Source organism: Coriobacteriia bacterium (assembly GCA_016649875.1).
Taxonomy (GTDB): Bacteria; Actinomycetota; Coriobacteriia; order WRKU01; family JAENWW01; genus JAENWW01.
In genome coordinates, this window is record JAENWW010000014.1 from 18422 (window position 1) to 38927 (window position 20506).

General features: G+C 55.4%; 20 protein-coding genes. 2 read left to right on the top strand and 18 right to left on the bottom strand.

Annotated features, from left to right (window positions below):
• Positions 1-137: 137 nt before the first annotated feature.
• The gene (locus JJE36_06005; protein ID MBK5211843.1) at positions 138-1481 is read right to left on the bottom strand and encodes a glutamine synthetase; all 1344 of its coding nucleotides are present in this window, start codon (positions 1479-1481) and stop codon (positions 138-140) included.
• Between the two features lie 160 nt (positions 1482-1641).
• Between JJE36_06005 and JJE36_06010 the strand changes: the two genes are divergently transcribed.
• Positions 1642-2217, top strand: a complete 576-nt coding sequence (locus JJE36_06010; protein ID MBK5211844.1) for a hypothetical protein — start codon at positions 1642-1644, stop codon at positions 2215-2217.
• Positions 2218-2279: 62 nt separating this feature from the next.
• Here JJE36_06010 and JJE36_06015 read toward each other — a convergent pair whose 3' ends face one another.
• The 12 genes from JJE36_06015 to JJE36_06070 all read right to left on the bottom strand — a co-directional run bounded on the left by JJE36_06015 (position 2280) and on the right by JJE36_06070 (position 14088).
• The gene (locus tag JJE36_06015; GenBank protein MBK5211845.1) at positions 2280-3515 is read right to left on the bottom strand and encodes a DEAD/DEAH box helicase; all 1236 of its coding nucleotides are present in this window, start codon (positions 3513-3515) and stop codon (positions 2280-2282) included.
• Between the two features lie 75 nt (positions 3516-3590).
• Positions 3591-4736 carry a hypothetical protein gene (locus JJE36_06020; protein ID MBK5211846.1) on the bottom strand — a complete coding sequence of 382 codons (1146 nt, stop codon included), beginning with the start codon at positions 4734-4736 and terminating at the stop codon, positions 3591-3593.
• Complete coding sequence (locus tag JJE36_06025; GenBank protein MBK5211847.1) at positions 4724-5599, bottom strand: sugar kinase; 876 nt, start codon at positions 5597-5599, stop codon at positions 4724-4726. Before JJE36_06025 ends, JJE36_06020 begins: the two co-directional genes overlap by 13 nt.
• Positions 5556-6200, bottom strand: a complete 645-nt coding sequence (locus JJE36_06030; GenBank protein ID MBK5211848.1) for a DUF3343 domain-containing protein — start codon at positions 6198-6200, stop codon at positions 5556-5558. The genes JJE36_06025 and JJE36_06030 overlap by 44 nt, the downstream gene beginning before the upstream one ends.
• A 5-nt stretch (positions 6201-6205) precedes the next feature.
• Complete coding sequence (locus tag JJE36_06035; GenBank protein MBK5211849.1) at positions 6206-7012, bottom strand: undecaprenyl-diphosphate phosphatase; 807 nt, start codon at positions 7010-7012, stop codon at positions 6206-6208.
• A gap of 37 nt (positions 7013-7049) precedes the next feature.
• Complete coding sequence (locus JJE36_06040; protein MBK5211850.1) at positions 7050-7640, bottom strand: hypothetical protein; 591 nt, start codon at positions 7638-7640, stop codon at positions 7050-7052.
• 46 nt (positions 7641-7686) lie between these two features.
• The gene (locus JJE36_06045) at positions 7687-8427 is read right to left on the bottom strand and encodes a DUF554 domain-containing protein (GenBank protein ID MBK5211851.1); all 741 of its coding nucleotides are present in this window, start codon (positions 8425-8427) and stop codon (positions 7687-7689) included.
• A complete protein-coding gene (locus JJE36_06050; protein MBK5211852.1) occupies positions 8428-8937 on the bottom strand; it encodes an NYN domain-containing protein in 510 nt (169 codons plus the stop codon).
• The gene (locus JJE36_06055; GenBank protein MBK5211853.1) at positions 8930-11332 is read right to left on the bottom strand and encodes an FtsX-like permease family protein; all 2403 of its coding nucleotides are present in this window, start codon (positions 11330-11332) and stop codon (positions 8930-8932) included. Before JJE36_06055 ends, JJE36_06050 begins: the two co-directional genes overlap by 8 nt.
• 3 nt (positions 11333-11335) lie before the next feature.
• Positions 11336-12025: an ABC transporter ATP-binding protein gene (locus tag JJE36_06060; GenBank protein ID MBK5211854.1), complete on the bottom strand. Its 690-nt coding sequence runs from the start codon at positions 12023-12025 to the stop codon at positions 11336-11338.
• A gap of 268 nt (positions 12026-12293) precedes the next feature.
• On the bottom strand, positions 12294-13400 hold the full coding sequence (gene rsgA, locus JJE36_06065) for a ribosome small subunit-dependent GTPase A (GenBank protein MBK5211855.1): 1107 nt from the start codon (positions 13398-13400) through the stop codon (positions 12294-12296).
• 28 nt (positions 13401-13428) lie between these two features.
• Positions 13429-14088 (bottom strand): DNA-3-methyladenine glycosylase 2 family protein, encoded by a 660-nt coding sequence (locus JJE36_06070; GenBank protein MBK5211856.1) that lies wholly within the window; start codon positions 14086-14088, stop codon positions 13429-13431.
• Positions 14089-14113: 25 nt separating this feature from the next.
• On the opposite strand from JJE36_06070, the gene JJE36_06075 reads away from it, so the two are divergent.
• A complete protein-coding gene (locus JJE36_06075; protein ID MBK5211857.1) occupies positions 14114-15289 on the top strand; it encodes a glycosyltransferase in 1176 nt (391 codons plus the stop codon).
• Here JJE36_06075 and JJE36_06080 read toward each other — a convergent pair.
• From JJE36_06080 to JJE36_06100, 5 genes are all read right to left on the bottom strand, one after another.
• Positions 15279-15704: a hypothetical protein gene (locus tag JJE36_06080; GenBank protein ID MBK5211858.1), complete on the bottom strand. Its 426-nt coding sequence runs from the start codon at positions 15702-15704 to the stop codon at positions 15279-15281. The two genes, JJE36_06075 and JJE36_06080, sit on opposite strands and share 11 nt — an antisense overlap.
• 10 nt (positions 15705-15714) lie before the next feature.
• Positions 15715-17001 carry a B12-binding domain-containing radical SAM protein gene (locus JJE36_06085; protein ID MBK5211859.1) on the bottom strand — a complete coding sequence of 429 codons (1287 nt, stop codon included), beginning with the start codon at positions 16999-17001 and terminating at the stop codon, positions 15715-15717.
• An 87-nt stretch (positions 17002-17088) separates the two neighbouring features.
• The gene (locus JJE36_06090) at positions 17089-17496 is read right to left on the bottom strand and encodes a hypothetical protein (protein MBK5211860.1); all 408 of its coding nucleotides are present in this window, start codon (positions 17494-17496) and stop codon (positions 17089-17091) included.
• Positions 17493-19598, bottom strand: a complete 2106-nt coding sequence (locus JJE36_06095) for an aldehyde:ferredoxin oxidoreductase (protein ID MBK5211861.1) — start codon at positions 19596-19598, stop codon at positions 17493-17495. Before JJE36_06095 ends, JJE36_06090 begins: the two co-directional genes overlap by 4 nt.
• A gap of 50 nt (positions 19599-19648) precedes the next feature.
• Positions 19649-20389, bottom strand: a complete 741-nt coding sequence (locus JJE36_06100; protein ID MBK5211862.1) for a 4Fe-4S dicluster domain-containing protein — start codon at positions 20387-20389, stop codon at positions 19649-19651.
• Positions 20390-20506: the final 117 nt, after the last annotated feature.

Sequence of the window (20506 nt, forward strand, 5' to 3'; positions counted from 1 at the left end):
AAATCGGCATACATAAGCGCAAAAAAAGCACCCCCGAACTCGAAACATGACCGTTTCGATTCCGGGGGTGCGACTATTTCAAGAGATATATCGTTTCGCTCACGCCGAAAATTCAGACGAGGGCATTTAACGTTTCTTTAGAGAGTCGAAAGATACTCGTCGACTTCCCAATGAGAAACGCGCGTACGATAGGCATCCCACTCTTGGCGCTTGTTGCGAAGCAGGTACTCGAACACTTGGTCACCGAGAATCTCACGCATGAGGTCACTTTCCTCGAAGCGATTGATTGCCTCGTTGAGATCGCCTGGCAGCATGGTAATGCCTGCAGCCGTGCGTTCCTGAGGAGTCATCGTATAAACATCGCTGGTGACATCTTCGGGAGCCTGAAGACCTTTTTCGATTCCGTCGAGGCCGGCAGCGAGCATAACTGCGAATGCGAGATAAGGGTTGCACGCGGGATCAGGTGAACGCAGCTCGATACGAGTCGCCTTCTCTTTTCCGGGGCGATGCAATGGAATACGGACGAGCGCGCTGCGGTTACGGTGCGCCCAACAGACATACACGGGGGCTTCGTATCCAGAAACGAGACGCTTGTAGCTGTTGACCCACTGGTTGGTGACAAGGCTGAAAGCGGGCGCATGTTTGAGGATACCGGCGATATAGGAACGGCAGGTATCGGACAAACCGTATTTCTTATCGGCATCGAAGAATACATTTTTATCGCCGGCGAAAAGTGACTGATGAACGTGCATGCCGCTGCCCGCTTCACCGTAAACCGGTTTCGGCATGAATGTCGCGTAAATACCGTTTTCCGAGGCGATCTGCTTGACGATCATGCGATAGTTGATGACGGCGTCGGCCATTTTGAGTGCCTCGCAGTAACGAAGGTCTATCTCGTGTTGGCTCGGGCCGACTTCGTGGTGGCAGTACTCGACCTGGATTCCGGCTTTGCGAAGCTCTCGAACGGTATCCGAGCGAACGTCGAACGATGTGTCGCGCACGGACTGATCGAAGTAGCCGGCGTTATCGACGAATTGAGGAGTCTTGTCATCTTTGAGATAGTAAAACTCGAGCTCGGGTCCGATGTTGAACGTATAGCCGAGCGCGGCGGCACGACGGAGCTGACGCTTGAGAACCTCGCGAGGGTCGCCCTCGAACGGCTCGCCTTCGGGAGTGACGATGTTGCAATACATGATGGCAACGATCTCTTGCGACTGGCGCCACTCTTGGATTTGCAAAGTGCTCGGGTCAGGATAAGCAATCATATCCGACTCTTCGAGACGGGCGAAACCTTGAATCGAAGAACCGTCGAAGCCCATACCTTCGTTCATGGCTACATCAAGCTCATCGATGGTGAGGACGAGAGTTTTCAAGAAACCGAGGACATCGGTGAACCAAAGATGGATGAACTCCACATTTGCTTCCCTGATGCGCTTAACGGCATCTTCTTTCGCCTGGGCATACGCTGGATCAGTTAGCATTGCATCTCCTTAATCGGTTGCATACAGTAAGTGGTGGGAACGCTTATAAAAGTAAAACACTAATTAAACTATACGCCCAATGGGTTCTGCTAATGTTAAGCCTTTGTGAACGATTATGTTTTGGAAACAAACTTGTAATAGTACTTGGAATGAGGCTCCGATGAAAAAACTCCTATTCTCCCGAAAAAGCGAATGCATTCAACCGCTCAGAAGCCTCATTGAAAAGCAGACGCACCGCACTTTGGTAATGTGGACGCTCGACTGTGCGCCACGCATCTTGGCGATTTTCGAAGATGCCTATCCCGACGACTTCCGACCTCGAACCGCCTTGGACATGGCAACAGCGTGGTCTCGCGGTGCAATCAAAATGTCGGTGGCGAAAAAGGCCATCCTCTCCGCTCATAATGCAGCGACGGACGCTGAAGAGAACCCGGCTGCGCAAGCTGCGGCACGTGCTTGCGGGCACGCCGCGGCAACGGTGCATGTCGAAACGCATGCGCTCGGTTTGGTATTTTACGGGCTCACGGCCTTCGTTTATGCGACAGGTACTCAAGATACAGATGAAATCGTGACGAAAGAACTGGCATGGTTTTACAATCGCCTGCTGCATTGGGAGGCGAATACAGGCTCCGTCACCACGCCTTGGGCTGATTTTCTACTCAAAGAGGCACCCAACAAAGAACGCCTGTTGCATTTGAAGGAAGAGGAAAAAGCTTCTGAAAAGAGTGGGCTATGAAAAATGCACCCCAGAAGTCGAACTTCCGAAGTGCATTTCAAGATTACCTGTGTAATACGAACTTATCTCCTGCCGTAGCGAGAACGTCCGCCGCCTCTCCGTTGTGAAAACGGCTTTTCCTTTTTCTTGACGACCGAGCGATCCTCACGAGGAACGATACGGCCGGGACCGTAGGGGAACTCCTCGAGATCGTCGACCGGAATAAGCTGTCCGGTCAAATACTCGATGTTGCGGAAATCGTTGATTTCTTCAGGCGAAAGGAACGTGATTGCATTTCCGCTTGCTCCTGCACGGCCGGTACGGCCGATGCGGTGGATGTAGTCTTCGGGGTTTGCCGGCGTATCGTAATTGATGACGTGATCGATATTCTTGACATCGATACCGCGGGCGATGACGTCGGTGGTAACGAGAACATCTATCTTACCGTTGGTGAATTGCTCGAGAGCACGGGTGCGCTGTGCCTGAGATCGGTCACCGTGAATCGCTTCACACCTGACCCCGGTTTTGCGCAAAATACGCGTCACGTTGTCGGCACGACGCTTCGTGCGGGTGAACACCAATGTCTTACCTGTTGCGATACGGTCGATGACTGCAACCAACAAATCGCTTTTCTGGCTATAGACGACCGGCATCGCGACCTGCGCGATTTTATCGGCGGTCATTCCCTTGCGGGCGATTTCCACACGTACCGGGTTCGGCATGTGCGTGTCGACCATCTTATCGATTTCACGACCGATGGTGGCAGAAAACAACAGTTTTTGCGAACGTTCTGGAATCTGAGCCATAATCTTTTGAATCTGAGGCCAAAAGCCCATATCGAGCATTCGGTCAGCTTCATCGAGGACAAGTATCTCGATCTTCGTGAGATCGACATGCTTGTTACTCATCAGGTCGATCAAACGACCCGGTGTGGCTACTAAGACATCGACGCCGCGTGCAAGGCGATCGAGCTGAGGTCCATATTTAACACCGCCGACTACTACGCCCACGCGTAGGTCCTTTTGTCGGGCAACAGTGCGAGCAACTTTTTCAATTTGAGCTGCAAGTTCGCGTACGGGGGAAACAATGAGGGCGCGCGGTGCGAGCCCTTTACCTTTAGAATGTGATATCAGCTGCATCAAAGGTAACATGAATGCGGCCGTCTTGCCTGTGCCTGTCTGTGCGCACGCAACAACGTTTCGTCCTTCGAGGACGAATGGGATTGCTTGGGCTTGTACAGGGCTTGGTGTTTCGTAGCCGAGTTTATTAACTGCGGCCAATATCTCGGGAGAGAGCCCGAGTTCTGCAAAATTACTCATATGCTTTAACATACAGCAATTTCCCCGATAAACCTAATACTTTGAATAAAGAACACAACTGGAGGAGGGAAAATATTACTTCATCCACCATGCATTTTGCTTTATCCATGCAAGCGCCTGCACGCGGTCTTTGAGATCGGGGGCGTCTTCACCGTCTTTTTTAACCGTGACCTGAAGCGTGTTGTACGCAGTGAAACATGCTGCATATTGCGCTTTGTAAACTGCGAAATCCGCCGCATTCTTCGCATGCTCGGCCTGGACTTTCTTGGCGGGAGCAGAAGACAGCGCATTGTCACGCGTTTCTCGTATGAGCGCCACATCGTTTACGGCGGAGGCGCTGTACGACTTCCCCTCCTTGCTGAACACGATGACTTGCGGCGTCGAAGTGAGCTTGATTCCTCCGACGAATTCGTCGGGGACCTCCGATATATAGGAGGCGCCCGTCGTTTCGATGAACTCATACCCGGTATCGTCGTAACCGGCTCCTTGGGATTTGATGCCGACACTCATATGCTTCTCTTTATCGAATAAAAATCCGGCGCACGCATATCCCTCGTGCTTAAGAAGCGCTGCAAGTAAAAATGATTTTTCATCGCAGTCACCGGTCCCGTCGGCCAGAGTCTGTACCGGAAAACGCGGGTCCCCCACAAGCGTGCGATCGGAATTGTTAACCGAAGCTCGTTCGAAATCATAGGGTAAGCTTTGCACATATTTCGCGAGGAACTCGGCGTATTCATCCGAGGAAAAATTACGTTTCCCCTTTGTTGCACGAAACGCGGTGCACAACGACTCGATGGTCGACGCCTGTTCGGGGTCGCTTACAAACGCGTTGTAATAGGCACTTTTCATGGCCGCCGGTGACTCGACGACAGCTGTCGTCACATTGCGCTTCGCGTCGACGGCGCCATGGTACACGGCCGAGTTAACGGCAGGTTGTACTCCGTACTTTCTTCCCTCGAAGTGAAACGAAGTCTTTTTTGCGACGACTTTCGATCCCTCTTCAGGTTTGATTTCGGGAACTTGGACTTTTTGCGCAGCTTCGAATTTATCGGCGAGACCGACCGCAACCTGCGAGTACGCCAGATTTCCTTTGATGGCCGAAATGAGCGGCTTGGTATCATAACCGGTGAAGGCGAGCACGATGAGCAAAACGGCGATCAGCGCAAAGAATGCGAGAACCGTGTTGATGCACCAAGCGAGTATTTTTCCTATGGTATGCATGAGAAAATTGTACCGCGAAAAGCTCTGATCATCTCGCGAACCGGTGTATACACTTGGGCAACGATTTTTTGTCCGGCCAAACGATTGATCCGAAGTGCGGCAATCGCGGCTTGTTCCGTCTCGACACCGGTACTCATCAGTCCGCTCGCAAGACCTACGACCGTATCCCCCGTACCACCGATTGCTTCGAGCTCGGGGATGTCGGGCTCATGAATCGTCGCCGTGATATGGGGTGCGGCCGATGCCGTGGCGACATAGTCCGTCGACCCTTTGACGATGAGAACTCTCGATGCCGTGCCGAGCGCATACGCCTCGTCGATGAGCCTGACCGGGTCGAAAGCTTCTTGTCCGAAAAGATAATTCGCCACATAGGCGGGATGCGTGGCACCCGGCTCGGCAAGAAACCCGATTTCGCCGACATCAGGCGTGAGGAGGTCGAACCCGCTCGACCGCCCCGCCGCGCGAGCAGCATACATTCCCCCGGCATCCGCCACCAAGCGAGACTGCGGAGAAACCTCTTGAATTTTTTCAAGCGCGTGACGCATCAGGCTCATAATCGGCTGTACATAGTGAAAGGCTATGACGCTCGGCTTCTCGCCATCTGATTCGAGCAGTTTCGTAAGCGCCGCATATGCCGCGCGCGTTCCGTCACCGGCGCCGATATCTCCCCCCAGCACCGCATAAGGCGGGGCTGAAGCGAAATGCTTCGTCACTTGCAAGGCGGCCATGAGCATTGCCGCAGTTCCCTGGCAATCGGGCACGGCGACATCTCCGACGGTCAAAATCTCATTTTCATAGGCAACGCGCCCTTCGAAAAGTTCACCGGGATGGAAGGGGATCGTTCCCACGACAAGAAGCGACATGTGCTACCCCTCCTCTCTGCGAGACTTCGACATTTCTTGCGGAGGCATCCGAAACCGCCATCATACGGGTAGCCTCCATGAAAGCACGATCGAGCATGAGCCCACACAATGTCTTCCCGAGAGCTTTGGGGCGAGGAGCCCGATCCGTGGTTTTTCCCACCAGTTCGAGATTGAGATAGGGGATATCGGGGCATCCTCCCCCGGAGGTGTTGACGATAAGACCATCGTGTGTGCGCACCGTGATTTTCATGTTGCCGGCACGCACCATAAGATACTCGTTTCCGTCAGTACCTGAAAAATATTCATGCGTTACGACATCGGAAAGTTTTGCGGTGCCGACAAGCGAATCACGGTGATCGGTGATGACGAGTCCGGCCGCCTCGAGAGCATTGCGCGCAGCCAGAATCTGATAATCGAAAACGGCCAACGCCAAATCACAGCCGGTTCGCAGTTCGACCGGCGGAACGAGGAGCGATACCTCGATATCGGCACTCTTGAGCACCTTCTCGCCCTCAAGCGCTTTGAGAACCGAGCCGAGCATCAGAAGGGCTCGACCCGGTTGAAGCGTCTCTCTCTGTTTGCGGTAAGGGTCTGATTCCATGTTTATCAACCGAAGAAATGAAGAGCCAAAAGTATGACACCGAGAATGAACGTGTAACCGGCAAACCAATAAAGTTTGATGCGCTTCACCAAGTCGATCATGATGGCGATGGCAAAGTAGCCGGCGACGGCCGAAGCGATGAACCCTACCGCGCAGATCGAGGCGCTCGGCAGCACTGCGGTGCCCTTTATCACGTGGAGGCCGTCGAGAAGCGCAGCCGCTGCGATGATCGGCAGGGATACCAAGAAGGAAAAACGCGTCGCCTTCTCCCGACTCATACCGGTCGCCATCCCGCCGGCGATCGTCATGCCCGCGCGAGAAAGACCGGGTAGGACCGCGATGCCTTGTACGAGGCCGATGAAAGCCGCGCGCACGGGTCCGAGCGATTCCGGCTCGCGCTTACCGCTGTTATGCGTGAAGTACTCCGCCGCCGACAAAACCACGGTTGTGCCGATGAAGCACAGGCCCAACACCACGAGATTCTTGGACAGGGCGTCCATCGGACCGTTGAAAAGCAGACCGATCGGGCCGGTCACCAAAGTCACGATGAGGATAGAGAGCACAATACTTCGTTCCGCTTTCATCTCTTTGTTCTTCGGAGAGAGTGAACAGAGCAGGTCGAAGATATCTTTATGGAAGTAGACTATCGCCGCAAGGAGCGTCCCGACATGCAACAGCACCGAGAACGCGATCCCGCCGTCTTTGATATGGAAGAACATGTCCAACAAAGCGAGGTGGCCCGAGGAGGACACCGGCAAGAACTCGGCCAGGCCTTGGACCACGCCCATGATAAGCGATTGCAAAAAAGTCATCTACACGTTCCCATCTATCTGATTTGACGAACTGATTTTAGCGCAAAGCCGCCATTTGCGCCGGCAAAATATTGATCCAATAATAAACGGCACCGGCAATCAGGCAGACGAACATGCATGCGGCGAGAGCGCTCCAAACATACTGGGTCTTTTTGAACTGCGCGAACGTTTTTTTCGACGCGCCGGTTCGATAGACGCTCCTCCACGCGGAGCCCCACCCACGCCAGCCCATCCACGCCATGAGCCCGACGGTGACTACCGAAATCAGAACAGCCGATCCGTATGTCATCACTTTTGCGAAAACGGTCGATCTCGGTCCGACGCCGTATACGGCCGAGCGAATCACCGAGTCGGCCACCAACCAGAGCGGAAAAATAATCGCGCCGGCCCACACACCGTAAGCCGGACCCCACACCGGAGCCATGAAAAATGCCCCCCAGTGAAACTTCGGGAGAACCGGGATTTCCTCATTTTTGTCCAAAATTTGTGCACCTTGCATTGCAACGGCCTCATGGCCGTTCGCGCACTTGGCTTTTTTCGTACGTCGCACGAGTTTGTTGCAGATGATGCAGTAGCCGATCGTGTCTTCGGGATGGATTGCGACCGATCCCTGTTTAATCTTGCTCACGTATACTCCTCAACTAAGACGCCGCTCACCCTGAACTGTTTTCAATTTAAGCGAATACCCAACCGATTGCCAGCGCAATGAATACGGCCGGCAGCATATTTGCCACGGGAAGACGTTTGATACCGAGGATATTGAAGCCTATGGCAACGATGAGGACTCCCCCGATCGCCTCGATTTCCAAAATCGCAACCGCGGGAATCACGTTGCCGGCGAAAAACGCAAGAAGCGCGATGGACCCTTGTAAAACAAATACGGGGATGACTGAAAATGCAACACCGACGCCTAAGGTGGAAGCGAGGAATATCGAGGTGACGCCGTCGAGAACCGATTTGAGATACAGCGTCGCGGGATTCCCGAGGCCGTCTTGAACGGCACCTAGAATCGCCATGGCCCCGACGGCGTAGATCAACGACGATGTCACGAATCCTTTGACCATATTGTGATCGTCGTCATGCCTGCCGAGCCGCAATGAAGATGTCTTCGACCGCAGCCGAAGCCCGAGCTTTTTTAATCGTGTTTCAATGTGCCACCACTCGCCGAACATTGTGCCCACCACGAGAGAACCCACCAAAATAATGGAGGCGTACATCCCGAGAACATCTTTTCGCGCTCCGAGTTCGAACAGCGCGCTCAGCGCTCCTGAAAACCCGATTATCATGATGGCGAGCCCGATGGCTTTCTCAGCATTCAGACGGATTCGGGTCGGAATCTTTTTGCCGACCGTCAAGCCCAAGAGGGTCCCGGCGAGAATCGCAAAAACATTGACAATCGTTCCGATACCCGGCATTTACTCACCATCCTCATCGAGCCAAAGTTTCTCGAGCTCACGCGTTATACCACGCGCATTTTTTATCGGCTCTTGCCCTTCGATCACATCAGTATGCATTGTATTCTTCTTGACTGTTTTGTGCGAAATCGGCTCGTCGAAAAGCACATTCGTCGGTAAAAATTTTACGTGCCGTCCGATATCCTGTGAAATTCGCGCACGCAATCGCATGTCATCGGTGACGACCGTGATGCTTTTGCCTGCTTTACTGCAACGAGCGACGATATCGGTATCGGCATCCGGCGCGTACACGATTTTCACCGCGCCCCGCTGCTCGCTTACCGACTGCCATTGGTCTCGGGCGTCGAAGACGACCGTATACCTGCCGACGCCCAGCACACGCGAGCCGGCGCTTCCGACGCGTGCGATGAGCATCTCGCGCTGGTTCTCTTTCGAGTACTGCGCCATCTCCTCATCACGCATGGTTGCATTGTAGCCGTCTATGAAGTACTGCATCATTTCTTTATTCATATGCTATCGCATCGCGAACCGACACCTGGCTCGCTCTCCATGCCGGCAACAACGATCCGAGCACAGAGATAATCCAAACCGCAACCAACCACACAACAACACCCGCCCAGCTGAATCTATAGGCAAGTGGCATACCGAGCGCCGATTCGAGCGCCTTCATCAACCACCATGAAAGCGGATAAGAAACGAGCGCCCCGCCGAACCACGCTATGGTACCGACCACCAGTCCCTGCGTGATGAAGATGCCGAATATCGATTTGTGACTCGCGCCTATCGAGCGCATCACGCCGATTTCTCGCGTCGATTCTATGACGGTCAAAGTCATAGAACCCGACAGCCCTATCACCCCGACGAGCGCAAGCGCCGAGGCCATGATGATCAAAAACGTGACGAGAATACCGAGTTGCCCTCTCGTCGTATCGAGCTGCTTTACCTGCGTCTGCACAGACGACGTCGCAAAACCGGCCCTATCGAGTTGCCGCTCGAGATCATTTCCCATGCGGCTCTGCGTCGTTGCCACGACGCCGGAGCCGGCTTTGACCACGATGCGCGTAGCCGAGCCCTCGATTCCCATCGCTTTGGCCAAATCGTCGCGATCCATGAACAAATAGGGGCCCATCAGCGAGCCGGTGGCGACACCGATGACAGTCCGTTTGAGCACGACACCGTTTATCTCGATATATACCGCGGACCCGGGCGTGAGATAGGGCTCGTCGTTGAAAAGCTCCGTGTTGAGGACGACTCCTTTTTCTCCCGGTTTGAGCGCACGCCCCAATGAATACTGAAAATCGAGGACCTTCGTGTTCGCAGGCACACCGAGAGTGAAATAGGACTCGTCTGTCGTCCCATCCGGTCGGTCGATGGCTGAGCGACCGTCAAGCCACGTCTCGGCATACGTGACGCCGTCGACTTTTTTCGCAGCCGTCATGAGAGAGGATTGCGGAGCGGCCGTGGAGAGGTTGAGCATGGCATCGTATTTCCACCAAGAGCCGACATTATCGACCGATTGCGTGAGTGATGCACGCGCGGAGAACACCGCCATGACCACACCGCTCGCAAGTATCAACGTGGCGAGCGTCAGTGCCAAGCGTCCTTTGTGCGCGAACGTCGAGCGCAACGCCAACGCAGTCGGTCGGGGCAGCCCGTGGATTTTTGCAAGGAGTCGATCGATGAGACCGTGCCCGTAGTTGTCCCACAACGCATCCGGATTAAATGCATCGACAATCGGGCGCTTGACTCCCGCGACGATGGGAACGGCGGCGGCCAGAACGGGTACGAGCGTGCCGATACCGACTAGAACCACCATCACCCATGTGGGATAACTGCTGTCGTAAACATGGAAATTCAAAACACTCGCGGCATACTGTATGAATTTGTGCCCGAACAGCACTCCGAAAGGCATACCGACTATCACGCCGAGCACACCGTACAAAAAGACAAGTCCGACATACATGCGAGCGATTTGCCAACGCTGCCCACCGATTGCCTTCATGATGCCGAGTTGCCGAGTCTGCTGCACAAGGATTGCGCTCGTCGTCGTGACGACGAGAAAACCTGAAAGAGCGAGCGCCATCAATGCCATCGCCAGCAAAAGCACCGATACGGCTTTGAAAATGTCGCCGAAAAAGTGAGAACCGGGAATCGGTACGCTCATACGTTCGACCGTAATGCCGATCGGGCGCACTACCTCGTCGCGAATTTTCGCGCCGATGCGTGCCGCCTCCACTCGATTAGAACTCGAATCGACGTCGATGAGGATATCGTTGAATTCCTCAGGCTCCGCAAGGCTCGTCAGCGTATCCATGGAGACATAACCGGTGACTTGCCGGTAGAACCGCGAAGGAATCGAATTGAGGTCATGGACAAATCCGGCGATGCGAAGTTTTGCGGTACCGTTCTGAGTTTCCACCTCCACCGTGTCGCCGATATTATACGAATACAGGGCGGTGGCTCCGCCCTCGATGACAATCTCCCCTTTTTTGGGAGGCCAGTGGCTCGAATCAGTATTGAGGATGCGACCCGGTTTGGAATTGAAGTCGGATAATGCATCTATTTCGAGCTTCTCCCATTCGCCCGTGTTGACGACGGCATCGGCATTCGCCGGTAGTTGACGAATCCTCCCTATCACGATACGTCGACCGGTGGCGCGAACGACATCCTTGCGTTTTTTGATTTTGTCGATGACACTTTGCCCGACATCGCTCGTCCGCATATTTATCGACGCGCGATCGCTTGCGGCATAATCGCGAGCGAATTCACGCAGTAGGACTTGGCGGGCTCCCAAAATGGCGCCCGTGGCGAAAATGCCCACCGCAATCGAGAGAACCACGAGCGCGGTGCGAGAACGATTGCTCGTCAAATCACGAAACACTTTTTTCCAACGAACGGAGCTCACGCGTTACCGCCTGACGTCATAAAGAATATGTCCGTCGACGACGTTGAGCGTTCGGGTCACTCTGGCGGCCAAATCATTGTCATGCGTGACCATGACGATAGTTTTCCCGTTTTTCACAAGTCGTTCGAAAAGTTCGAAGACCGAATCGGCGGTTTTCGAGTCGAGGTTGCCGGTCGGCTCATCGGCCACGATAAGCGGCGGATCGTTTGCAAGTGCGCGGGCAATCGCCACGCGCTGCTGCTGTCCCCCGGATAACGCCGCCGGCATTTTATGCGCCTGATCCACCATTTCGACTTGTTCGAGGTAGTGCAGGGCACGATCGAGTCGCTCATCACTGCGATACATGCCGCAAAAATCCATGGGAAGCATGACGTTTTCGACAACGGTAAGCGTCGGCAAAAGCTGGAAGAACTGGAATACCACTCCGACCGCTTTACCACGCCAAACAGCGAGCTGATTCTCATTGAAAGTGTGCACGGGAGCGCCTTCGACGAATATTTCGCCACTTGTCGGATGGTCGATTCCGGTAATCATGTTGATGAGCGTCGTTTTACCCGAGCCCGATTTACCGATAAGCCCTATGAACTCTCCGGGAAAAACTTCTAAATCGACCCCGCGCAGTGCAGTGAAGGGGATTTCGCCCTTATCGTAGGTTTTTGTGACATTTTTCAGATGAATGAGTAGATCTGCCATCATAAACCCCAAAAAATAACAGGACGGAATACTTATTTTATGATACCCCAGCGCACAGGGTTTTGCGTGTGCCGTGCATACAAAAAAAGTCCGCCTCTCGGGCGGACTTTTACTACTTGAAATAAGGGGGCGTTTGTCAATTAGAGGGGGGAGGTACCAACAAACGCCCCGAATGAAGACTAACACGTTGAAAAACCAATGCAACAGATTCCGTCACATATAACAATTTCTCCACATACGTTTTATGCTTCGAATTCCCCGAGAGCCTTCAGCCGCGTCCGCTGCGCTTTCGCGCAGGCCTGCTTTCCTTGCGATTCCACGACTGTTCATCACGCATTCGAGCCAGATCGTCCAACTCATTCACGAGTGTGAGATAGCGTTCAACTCGCGTCGCGGCGATAGTACCTGCCACAACCCCGCCGCGCACGGCGCAACCCGGTTCGTTGATGTGGGCGCAGTCGGCGAATTTACAGCTTGCGGCCGCCTCGGCGACCTCGGGAAACGCCAAGTCCAGACCCCTGTCACCGCGCCACAAAGCTATGGAGCGCATCCCCGGAGTATCGATGAGAACGCCTCCGTTCGGGATCTCGACGATCTCTCGCGCGACGGTGGTATGACGCCCTTTGTCGTCGACCATGCGCACTTCGCCGGTTTCTTGCATTTCAAAACCCACGAGTCTGTTGGCGAGCGTGGATTTCCCCACACCCGACGCGCCGACCATGGCCGCAGTCATTCCCGGTTCGATGAGGTCTTTGACTTCATCGACACCGACGTGCGTCACCGCGCTTTCCACGATGACGCGCGCTCCCGCGCTGACCGATCGCGCCAATGCGATCTGACCGTCCAGCGCCTGATCATTCTCGATGAGATCGACCTTGGTCAACACGATGACGGGAGTGGCGCCGCTTTCGAAAGCTATCACCAACTCACGTTCGAGACGAGCGACATTGACCCCCGAGCCGGAGAGCGCTTGGACGAGGAACACCACATCGATGTTGGCGATGACGACTTGCTCGTTGGCGATGTCTGCGGGGTCTTTGCGCGTAAACGTTCCGTGACGCGGCAAGATCGCTTCGATGATGGGCATCTCATGACTTGCAGGCGATACGAGCGCCACCCAATCGCCGACGGCTGCGCGAGAAGCGGCATCGCGTTTGCCCGCTTTCAAGAGATGATTCGAAGGCTCTACTCGGCCGGTCCCTCGCCTGCTCGACGCAAGCGGCAAGCCGCGATCGACGCGAACGATGCGCGCTAAAAATGAATCGGGGATAGCGAGGGAAGCGAATAGTTCGAGAGTTTTTTCATCACAACCGAGGTGGTCGAAGTGATACTTCGACTCGCCCTCATCATGTTCATATAGGTGCGTATCTGTCATAGAACCCAATCATACTATATGAAACACGCTAGAGCGATTGCAGCACACCTTGCCCGAGACCACGCCACAGATACAGCGAAGCACAGGTGCGATATGGCATCCAGTCCTGCGAAATTGCTTCGATCATGGCTTTGGGAGCAGTACTTTCGAGACCTTTGAGCGCGCAGACACTGCTGTGTAGGCCTCCGTCGTCGAGGGCGAACACGTCTTCTCTGGCGAGTGCGAAAATCAAAAACATTTCAGCGGTCCAACGTCCGATTCCTTTGACTTGGACCAGCTGCTCGATGATTTCCTCATCGTCAAGAGTGGCGAGTCGCTCGAAGTCGATGCGACCCGTCGTCACACAGTGGCTCAAATCTTTGATGTAGAGCGCTTTGCGTTCGGAAAAACCGCACGCCCGCATCGCCTCGACATCCAGAGCCTCGACGACTTCGAGCGTGACCGCATGTTCACACAGCATATCAAAGCGCGCCCAGATACTTCGTGCAGCCGACAGGGAAATCTGCTGATCGCATATGGCACGAGCAAGCGAAAAGAACCCATCGGCCTCGATATCGACGCGCACTTCACCGACCGATTCGATTAAGCGTGCCATGTCCTCATCAGCATCGGCGAGATAACGTGATTCGACGCTCTCAGGATAAAATATGAGCGTGGAATTGGGATTTGTGTAAGTTGGGCGAACCATAATGGGCTAATGCTACCATAGAGCCATGCGAATCGGACTGTTCTCAGATACATACACACCGGAGATAAACGGGGTGGTCTCCTCGATGCTCATGCTGCGAGAGGGACTCGAGGCGCGCGGACACGAGGTCTGGATTTTCGCACCGACCAATCCGTTGAACGATGAGATCGACGACCATATCATCCGTATTTCCAGTCTTCCGCTGGTGCTTTTGCCGGAGCGCCGTGTCGCAACTCCGTTGGAGCTCGGGATAATGCGCAAGATTCGCTCACTCAATCTCGACATCATCCATACTCAGACGGAGTTCGGCGTGGGCTCTTACGGTTTTCGCGCCGCACGCAGGTATCATATCCCCCATATTCACACTTCCCATACGACATGGGAGGAATACACCCACTACGTAACGCGTGGCATGTTCGACGGGACCGCCAAAAACGCCGTCCGTATCTACACGAAGGTGATATTCGATCGATGCACGCGTATCGTCGCTCCCACCGTCAAAACAAAGGAATTGCTGCTCAGCTACAAAGTCGCTGTGCCCATCGATGTGGTTCCGACGGGCGTCGATTTGATACGGTTCTTTCCTGCCAACACAAGTTCTGCGCCGCATACCGGCGGCGGTGACCCGTTAGCCAAACTCAAGCACCGGCTCGGCACCGACCGATTCGAGCACACCATACTCTCTTTGGGACGCATCGCTCCCGAAAAATCAATCGTCGAACTGTTCGATTTGATGACGCCCTATCTTAAAGCCCACTCAGACGCCTGTTTTCTCGTAGTCGGTGACGGCCCTTCGCGCAGCGACCTCGAGCACTTGGCGAAAAAGCGATGCCTCGTCGAGCAGATCATCTTCACCGGTGAACTTCCTTGGGATCGAATTCCGAACTATTACCGAATCGCCGACGTGCTCGTCGGCAACTCGCACAGCGAAACACAAGGCCTCACCTTCATCGAAGCGATTGCCTCGGGTGTGCCGCTCGTCGTTCGCTATAACACCTGTTTCGACGGAATTTTGGAAAACGGAGTATCCGGCACACTGTTCACGGAAAATGGCGAGTTCGAACCGGCTCTTCATGCGATTCTTACCGACCACGAGTTACGCGTAGCCCGCATTCGAGCGGGCATCGAAGCGGCGGCGACCGTATCCAAGGATCGGTTCATCGAGGATATCGAAACCGTCTATGAAAAGGCTAGACCTTAATTTCAGCGGTACCGACTCTGAAGAACTGGATGAGAAACCCGACACCGGCCGCAATGAGCGCGGAACCCAGGCCGACATAAAACATCGCTATCCAACGCTCGGGCATGAGTTTGAAACTGCGCACGGTGATACCGAGCGTGATCATAAAAACCATGATCACATACGATTGAACGTCGAAAAATTTAAACACCCACACACGGTGCTCTTTATAGTCCCTGATTCGGTCGGTGTGTTTTTTGACCATGCGACCGAAAATGAAAAAGAAGAACAGGCAAAACACCACCAGGGCAATGGTGACATTGACCACATGCCAAATACCATGCGAGGCCTGCGCCCCTATACGCAAAATGTTCACACCGGCGATCATCCATACGATGCCGGCAATCAATATCAGATAGTTCTTTTTGACTTTCAAGAAATGCACCTCACGCGTTGCTTCGCATGCCAAGCGACAGCGCTGCCGCTGTCGTAAGTTCTTCGATGCGTGCCGCCGTGAGGTGCCGTGTCTCCATCACGATGTGCTTGGCGTCATAGTGGCTCAAATCATCCGTGAGAATACGCAGCCCGAGTTCATCTGCCTTCTCGGCATACATCGTACCCGGGAAAGGCGTGGTATAGGAGATCAGCAACTTTCCACCAGCGTCCTGGATAACGTGCATGAACGCAAAGGTCTCAGCCAACGTCTCCTCGGTATCTTCTGGAAAGGGGACCATGAACGAGCACGAGACGCTGATACCCAACGCCACCGCTTGACGCACCGCTGCGAGAGCAGTGTCTTTCTTGATGCCCTTCACTGAGTCCAAGATCTCCTGCGCCCCGGATTCGATGCCGTACTGGATGCCCGTGAATCCCACCTCAGCCATACGCTGCAGTGTGGGCTCGTCGACACAATCCACGCGTGTTGCACATCCCCAGGTGACGTGCCCCTCGTAGGTGGCGAGCGCATCGAGCAGCCCTGTGAACCAGGTACGGTTCGCGGTCAGGATGTCATCCGCAAGAAAGATGTGCTCCGCGCCATACGTGGTCACGACTTCCTCGACTTCGAGCATGATGTCTTCCACCGGACGAGGGCGACGTTTACCGCCCCATAGCGCCGATGCCGAGCAAAACGGGCAGCGATACGGACAGCCACCCCGTGCCGTGAGGATGTTGAAAGCATCTTCGTAGAAGTCGAGGAAGAGCAGCTGCCGCGCCGGACGTCCTATCTCGCTCACTCCCAACGGAGGTCGCGGCGGATTTAAGACAGGCACGCCTCGGGCTTTGTGTCCCAACCCAGCTATTGCTTCGATGTCCTCGGCAGCAGCACCAGTCTCGATTGCAGCGACCAATTCGACCGCCGTGCGCTCGCCCTCCCCCACGATGATGTAGTCGAGATCAGGCTCGGCCAACGCTTCCAGACGCACGATGCTCACGTGCGGACCGCCGATCATGACCGGGATCGCAGAATCGCGTTCTTTCACTTGCCGAGCGATGGCTAACGCGTTGGGATACGTTTCCGTGTGCGAGGAGATGCCCACCACATCGGGACCGAAGCGGTTGAGTGCAGCCGTGAGTCGGGCTGGATTGAGACCCGTCAGGTTGAGGTCGATCAACTCGACGTCGTGGCCCGCGTCCAGTAGATGTTGCGCCACATAGGCAAGACCAAGGGGTGGCGACAAATGCGAATGCGCCGTAATAGCCGCAACCGGTGCCTCGATAAGCAGTACATGCATGCTGCATCACCTAACTTTTGTCCAAAGGAAACCGGCCGCCGGGCTCCATCTGCGGAGTCTGACGGCCGGCCGGTGTATCACGTGCTTCTAGTCCTGCTCACCCGATACGGGTGCGAGAAGCTCCTTGCACTGTGCAAGCCTCTCGGCCAACAACTTCTTCATATCCGGTACTAGAAATCCATAAGCCTTACGTGTCGCGATAATCACATCGAGCGCCGATGCGAGCTCCGCGTCACCGAGCTTGTCAGCGATCCATCTCGAGAGGGTCGCCGGATCAACATAGTTGATCGTCGTCCACTTGCTATTGGAATCAACCAGGTTCCCGTTGTGTATGACAAGGAAGCTCTCGGCCTCCTCGAGACTGAACAGCCGTACGGGCCTGGTTCCAGCCATGGGGGTCAGGATGCCGGCCTCAAGGGCTTCTTCCGGCTCGAAGTGGCGCATAAGCCGCTGGGCAGTCTCAATATCGATAGCACTCAGTATGGTCTCACTCATGCAGATGCACCCAACTTTCCGGCCTTTTCAAGCGCGTCGGCGACGTTCGCCAGGTCGAGCTTCTCAAGCGTCTCACGCGTCGGCCATCCGGACTTGACGTCCCAGCCTTCCACCTTGAAGAACAGCGTCTTCCAGTCTTCGGACTTCTGACGGTCGAGGATACGTCCGGCCACGCTCTTGTAAGACCACTCGTTGTTCTCGAACACCGGCATGGTGTAGGGAGCTTCGTAGGTGGTCATCCCAGGCTGCGCGCCGGTCGTATAGTTATACTCAGTGAACTTCTCGATGTCGCGATGACGACCCTGAAGGATCCAGATCGCACGGTCGAGGTTCCAGATTCTGCGTCCGACTTCCATGCCTTCCGCGAAGGTCATGTTTCCGCCGATGACGGCGTTAATGAACTTGTTCTCTCCGACGCTGGTCATGCCCTCGTGCTCAGGACCGTAGGGGTTGACGAAGTCGGCCCATCCCCAGTCACAGAACCCCATCGCCTGCTTGTAGAACCTCGTGTAGTGGCGATGCCATGCGACGGTCTTGGCCATGGACTCGGAGTAAATGCCCTCGTCGCTGTAGTTGATTGCCATCGGATCGTTGTACGGGATCATCTTCTTGGCGAAGATCTCGGCGAGACGCTGCGCGCTCACAGCAGGCTCCACGCCGAACAGCCCGGCGATGGTCGGCGTCCAATAGACGTGCCAGTTGAAGTCGTGCTCGTTGATGTCGCGCTCACCCATGAGTGATCCGTAGCCCCACTCGACTTCGGTGCGTGCGTCATAGTGTTGCGGGAGACCCCACTCCTGAAGCGGCAGAATCCCGCTCGTAGTATCAATCTCAAGACGACCCCACGCAAGAGCCGCCTGGGCGACGCCCTTGCAAAGCTCCTTGCCGATGTCGGTCTGAGTGATGATGCAATTGATAAACGCCTCGGCCCATTCGCCGGAGCCGAACTTGTCGAACGGCAGGTTCGAGTCAATCGCCTTGCCCTTGCCCAGAATGCCCTTGTTGTACAACTGCTCGAGCCACAGCGTGGCTGCTTCGACGGCGAAGGCGTTCACACCGGAGAGCTGGATCGCATCGGTAGCCCGAGGAGCCGCATCGGTAATCTTCCCGTGCGCCTTGACGTCGTGGGCATCGTACCAGAAGAAGTCGACGCACTGGGACTCGTTACCCTGGCCTGTATCTGTTCTGCCACGGCAGCTGCGGATACATCCGACGCAGCCCTGCGGGCGCGACTTGACGCCTTCGGGTGTGTCCTGCATCGGCGCGAGCGGCTTACCCGGCGTGGAGCCGAAGGACGTCAGGCCGACATACTCGGCGGGATCGTCATGGTGTCCGGCGAACGAGTAACTGTTGGACCACAGGCGAGCAGCCATAAGTGCCTTCGGGTCAGCGATCGCAACGCCACCGGTACCGAGAACACTGACCGCTTTAAGGTTCTTCGAAGCGAAGACCCCGCCGAATCCGCCCTGTCCGGCGCCGTTACCGGCATCGTGGATGAGTGCGGCCATCGGACCGAAGCGCTCGGCGTTCGGGCCGGTGGTGAGTACTGCCGGGCGCTGGGTGGTGCGTCCCGAGTCACGTGACTGCCCGAGGTTAGTCCAGTCGTTATCCTTCTTGCTGGGCTCGACGCTCGCCCAGATCTCTTCTTGGGTCTCGCGAGTGTTCAAACCCCAAAGATCCGTGGCGTCCTGAAGCTTCACTTCGCCGTTGATGATGTTGAGCCACACCTGCTTGGGCGACTTGCCCATCAGCACGATGCCGTCCCAGCCGGCGAACTTGAGCTGAGTCGAAAAACGTCCGCCGAAGTTGGAGCGGGTGAACCACCCGATTGGGTAGGCCTGGATGCCGATGCCTTGCACTTCGCACCGACCGGCCACAGACGGCGCCAAGGTGCCGGAAAGCGGCGATGCCATGATTGTCACGACGTTGCCGGGGTCGGTTCCCTTGATCGTCTTGTCTTCGCACAGGTCGAAGAAGAGGGCGGAGCCGATCCCATGTCCACCGCCCCATGACTTGTACTTCTCAGTGAGTATCGTTTCAAATTTTCCGGTGGTTAGGTCCACTTTAAGGATCTTCCCGGAGTATCCATTACCACTAGCCATTGTGTGCCTCCATAAATGTTGTCATTGCGTGCAGCGCGCGCCGCCGAATACTAGCCAAGGTGACCGCCCGACTTGGGCGCTCCATCAAAGCCCAGCGTGTCCCATACAGTGCCGGTGCGCAAATCGGCCTCATATCCGTCCTCGCTCTGAACGGGGAGTTCTTTGGTGAACTTGATGGCTCCCATGGAGCACACTTCTTCACAGGCCCGCTTGCCGTCGGGGCCGCCGTCTTCATCCCAGAAAGGCGTGTCCTTACACAGGTCACACTTCTGCGAATGCTTCTCTTCGAAGTTCCAGAGAGTTCGCGACGGGGTAAACGGACAAGCATTGACACAGCGCTCGCAGCCGACGCACTTGTCCGCATCTACCGTGCGCACACCGGTCGCCTTGTCCACATGCATCGCGCCGGTGGGACATGCCTCGACGCAGGACGGGTACGGACACTGGCGGCACTGCGCAATGCTGATGTCGTCGGGGAACTTTCCAAATGGATCCTGGGTAATCTGAATCCTCGAAAGCGACATGTTCGTCTCGCCGTGGTGGGTGAGCGAACAGGCCATCATGCAACTCGTGCAGCCCGCGCACTTCTTGGTATCGACCAAGAGGTAGCCGTCCGAGGCCTGGATCGCGACGACCTGGTCGGGAAGCAGAAACGCTCCACCAACGAGGCCTCCCAAAGCGAGACCCCCGCCGAGCAGACCGAAACCGGTGAGGAACTGCCTGCGAGAGAGCGTGCCTTTTTGATCCGCGGAGGCTGCTTCCTCCGTCGGGTTTATATTCTTATCAACCATCAGTATTTCCTTTCAGAATTGTCGGCGCTTGACTGGGCTACGGTTTCGTCGGCTTCTGCGACGTGTGCCGCGTCAGACTCCTTGAAGCCGAGCTCGGCAAGCCATCCGGCGTGCTCG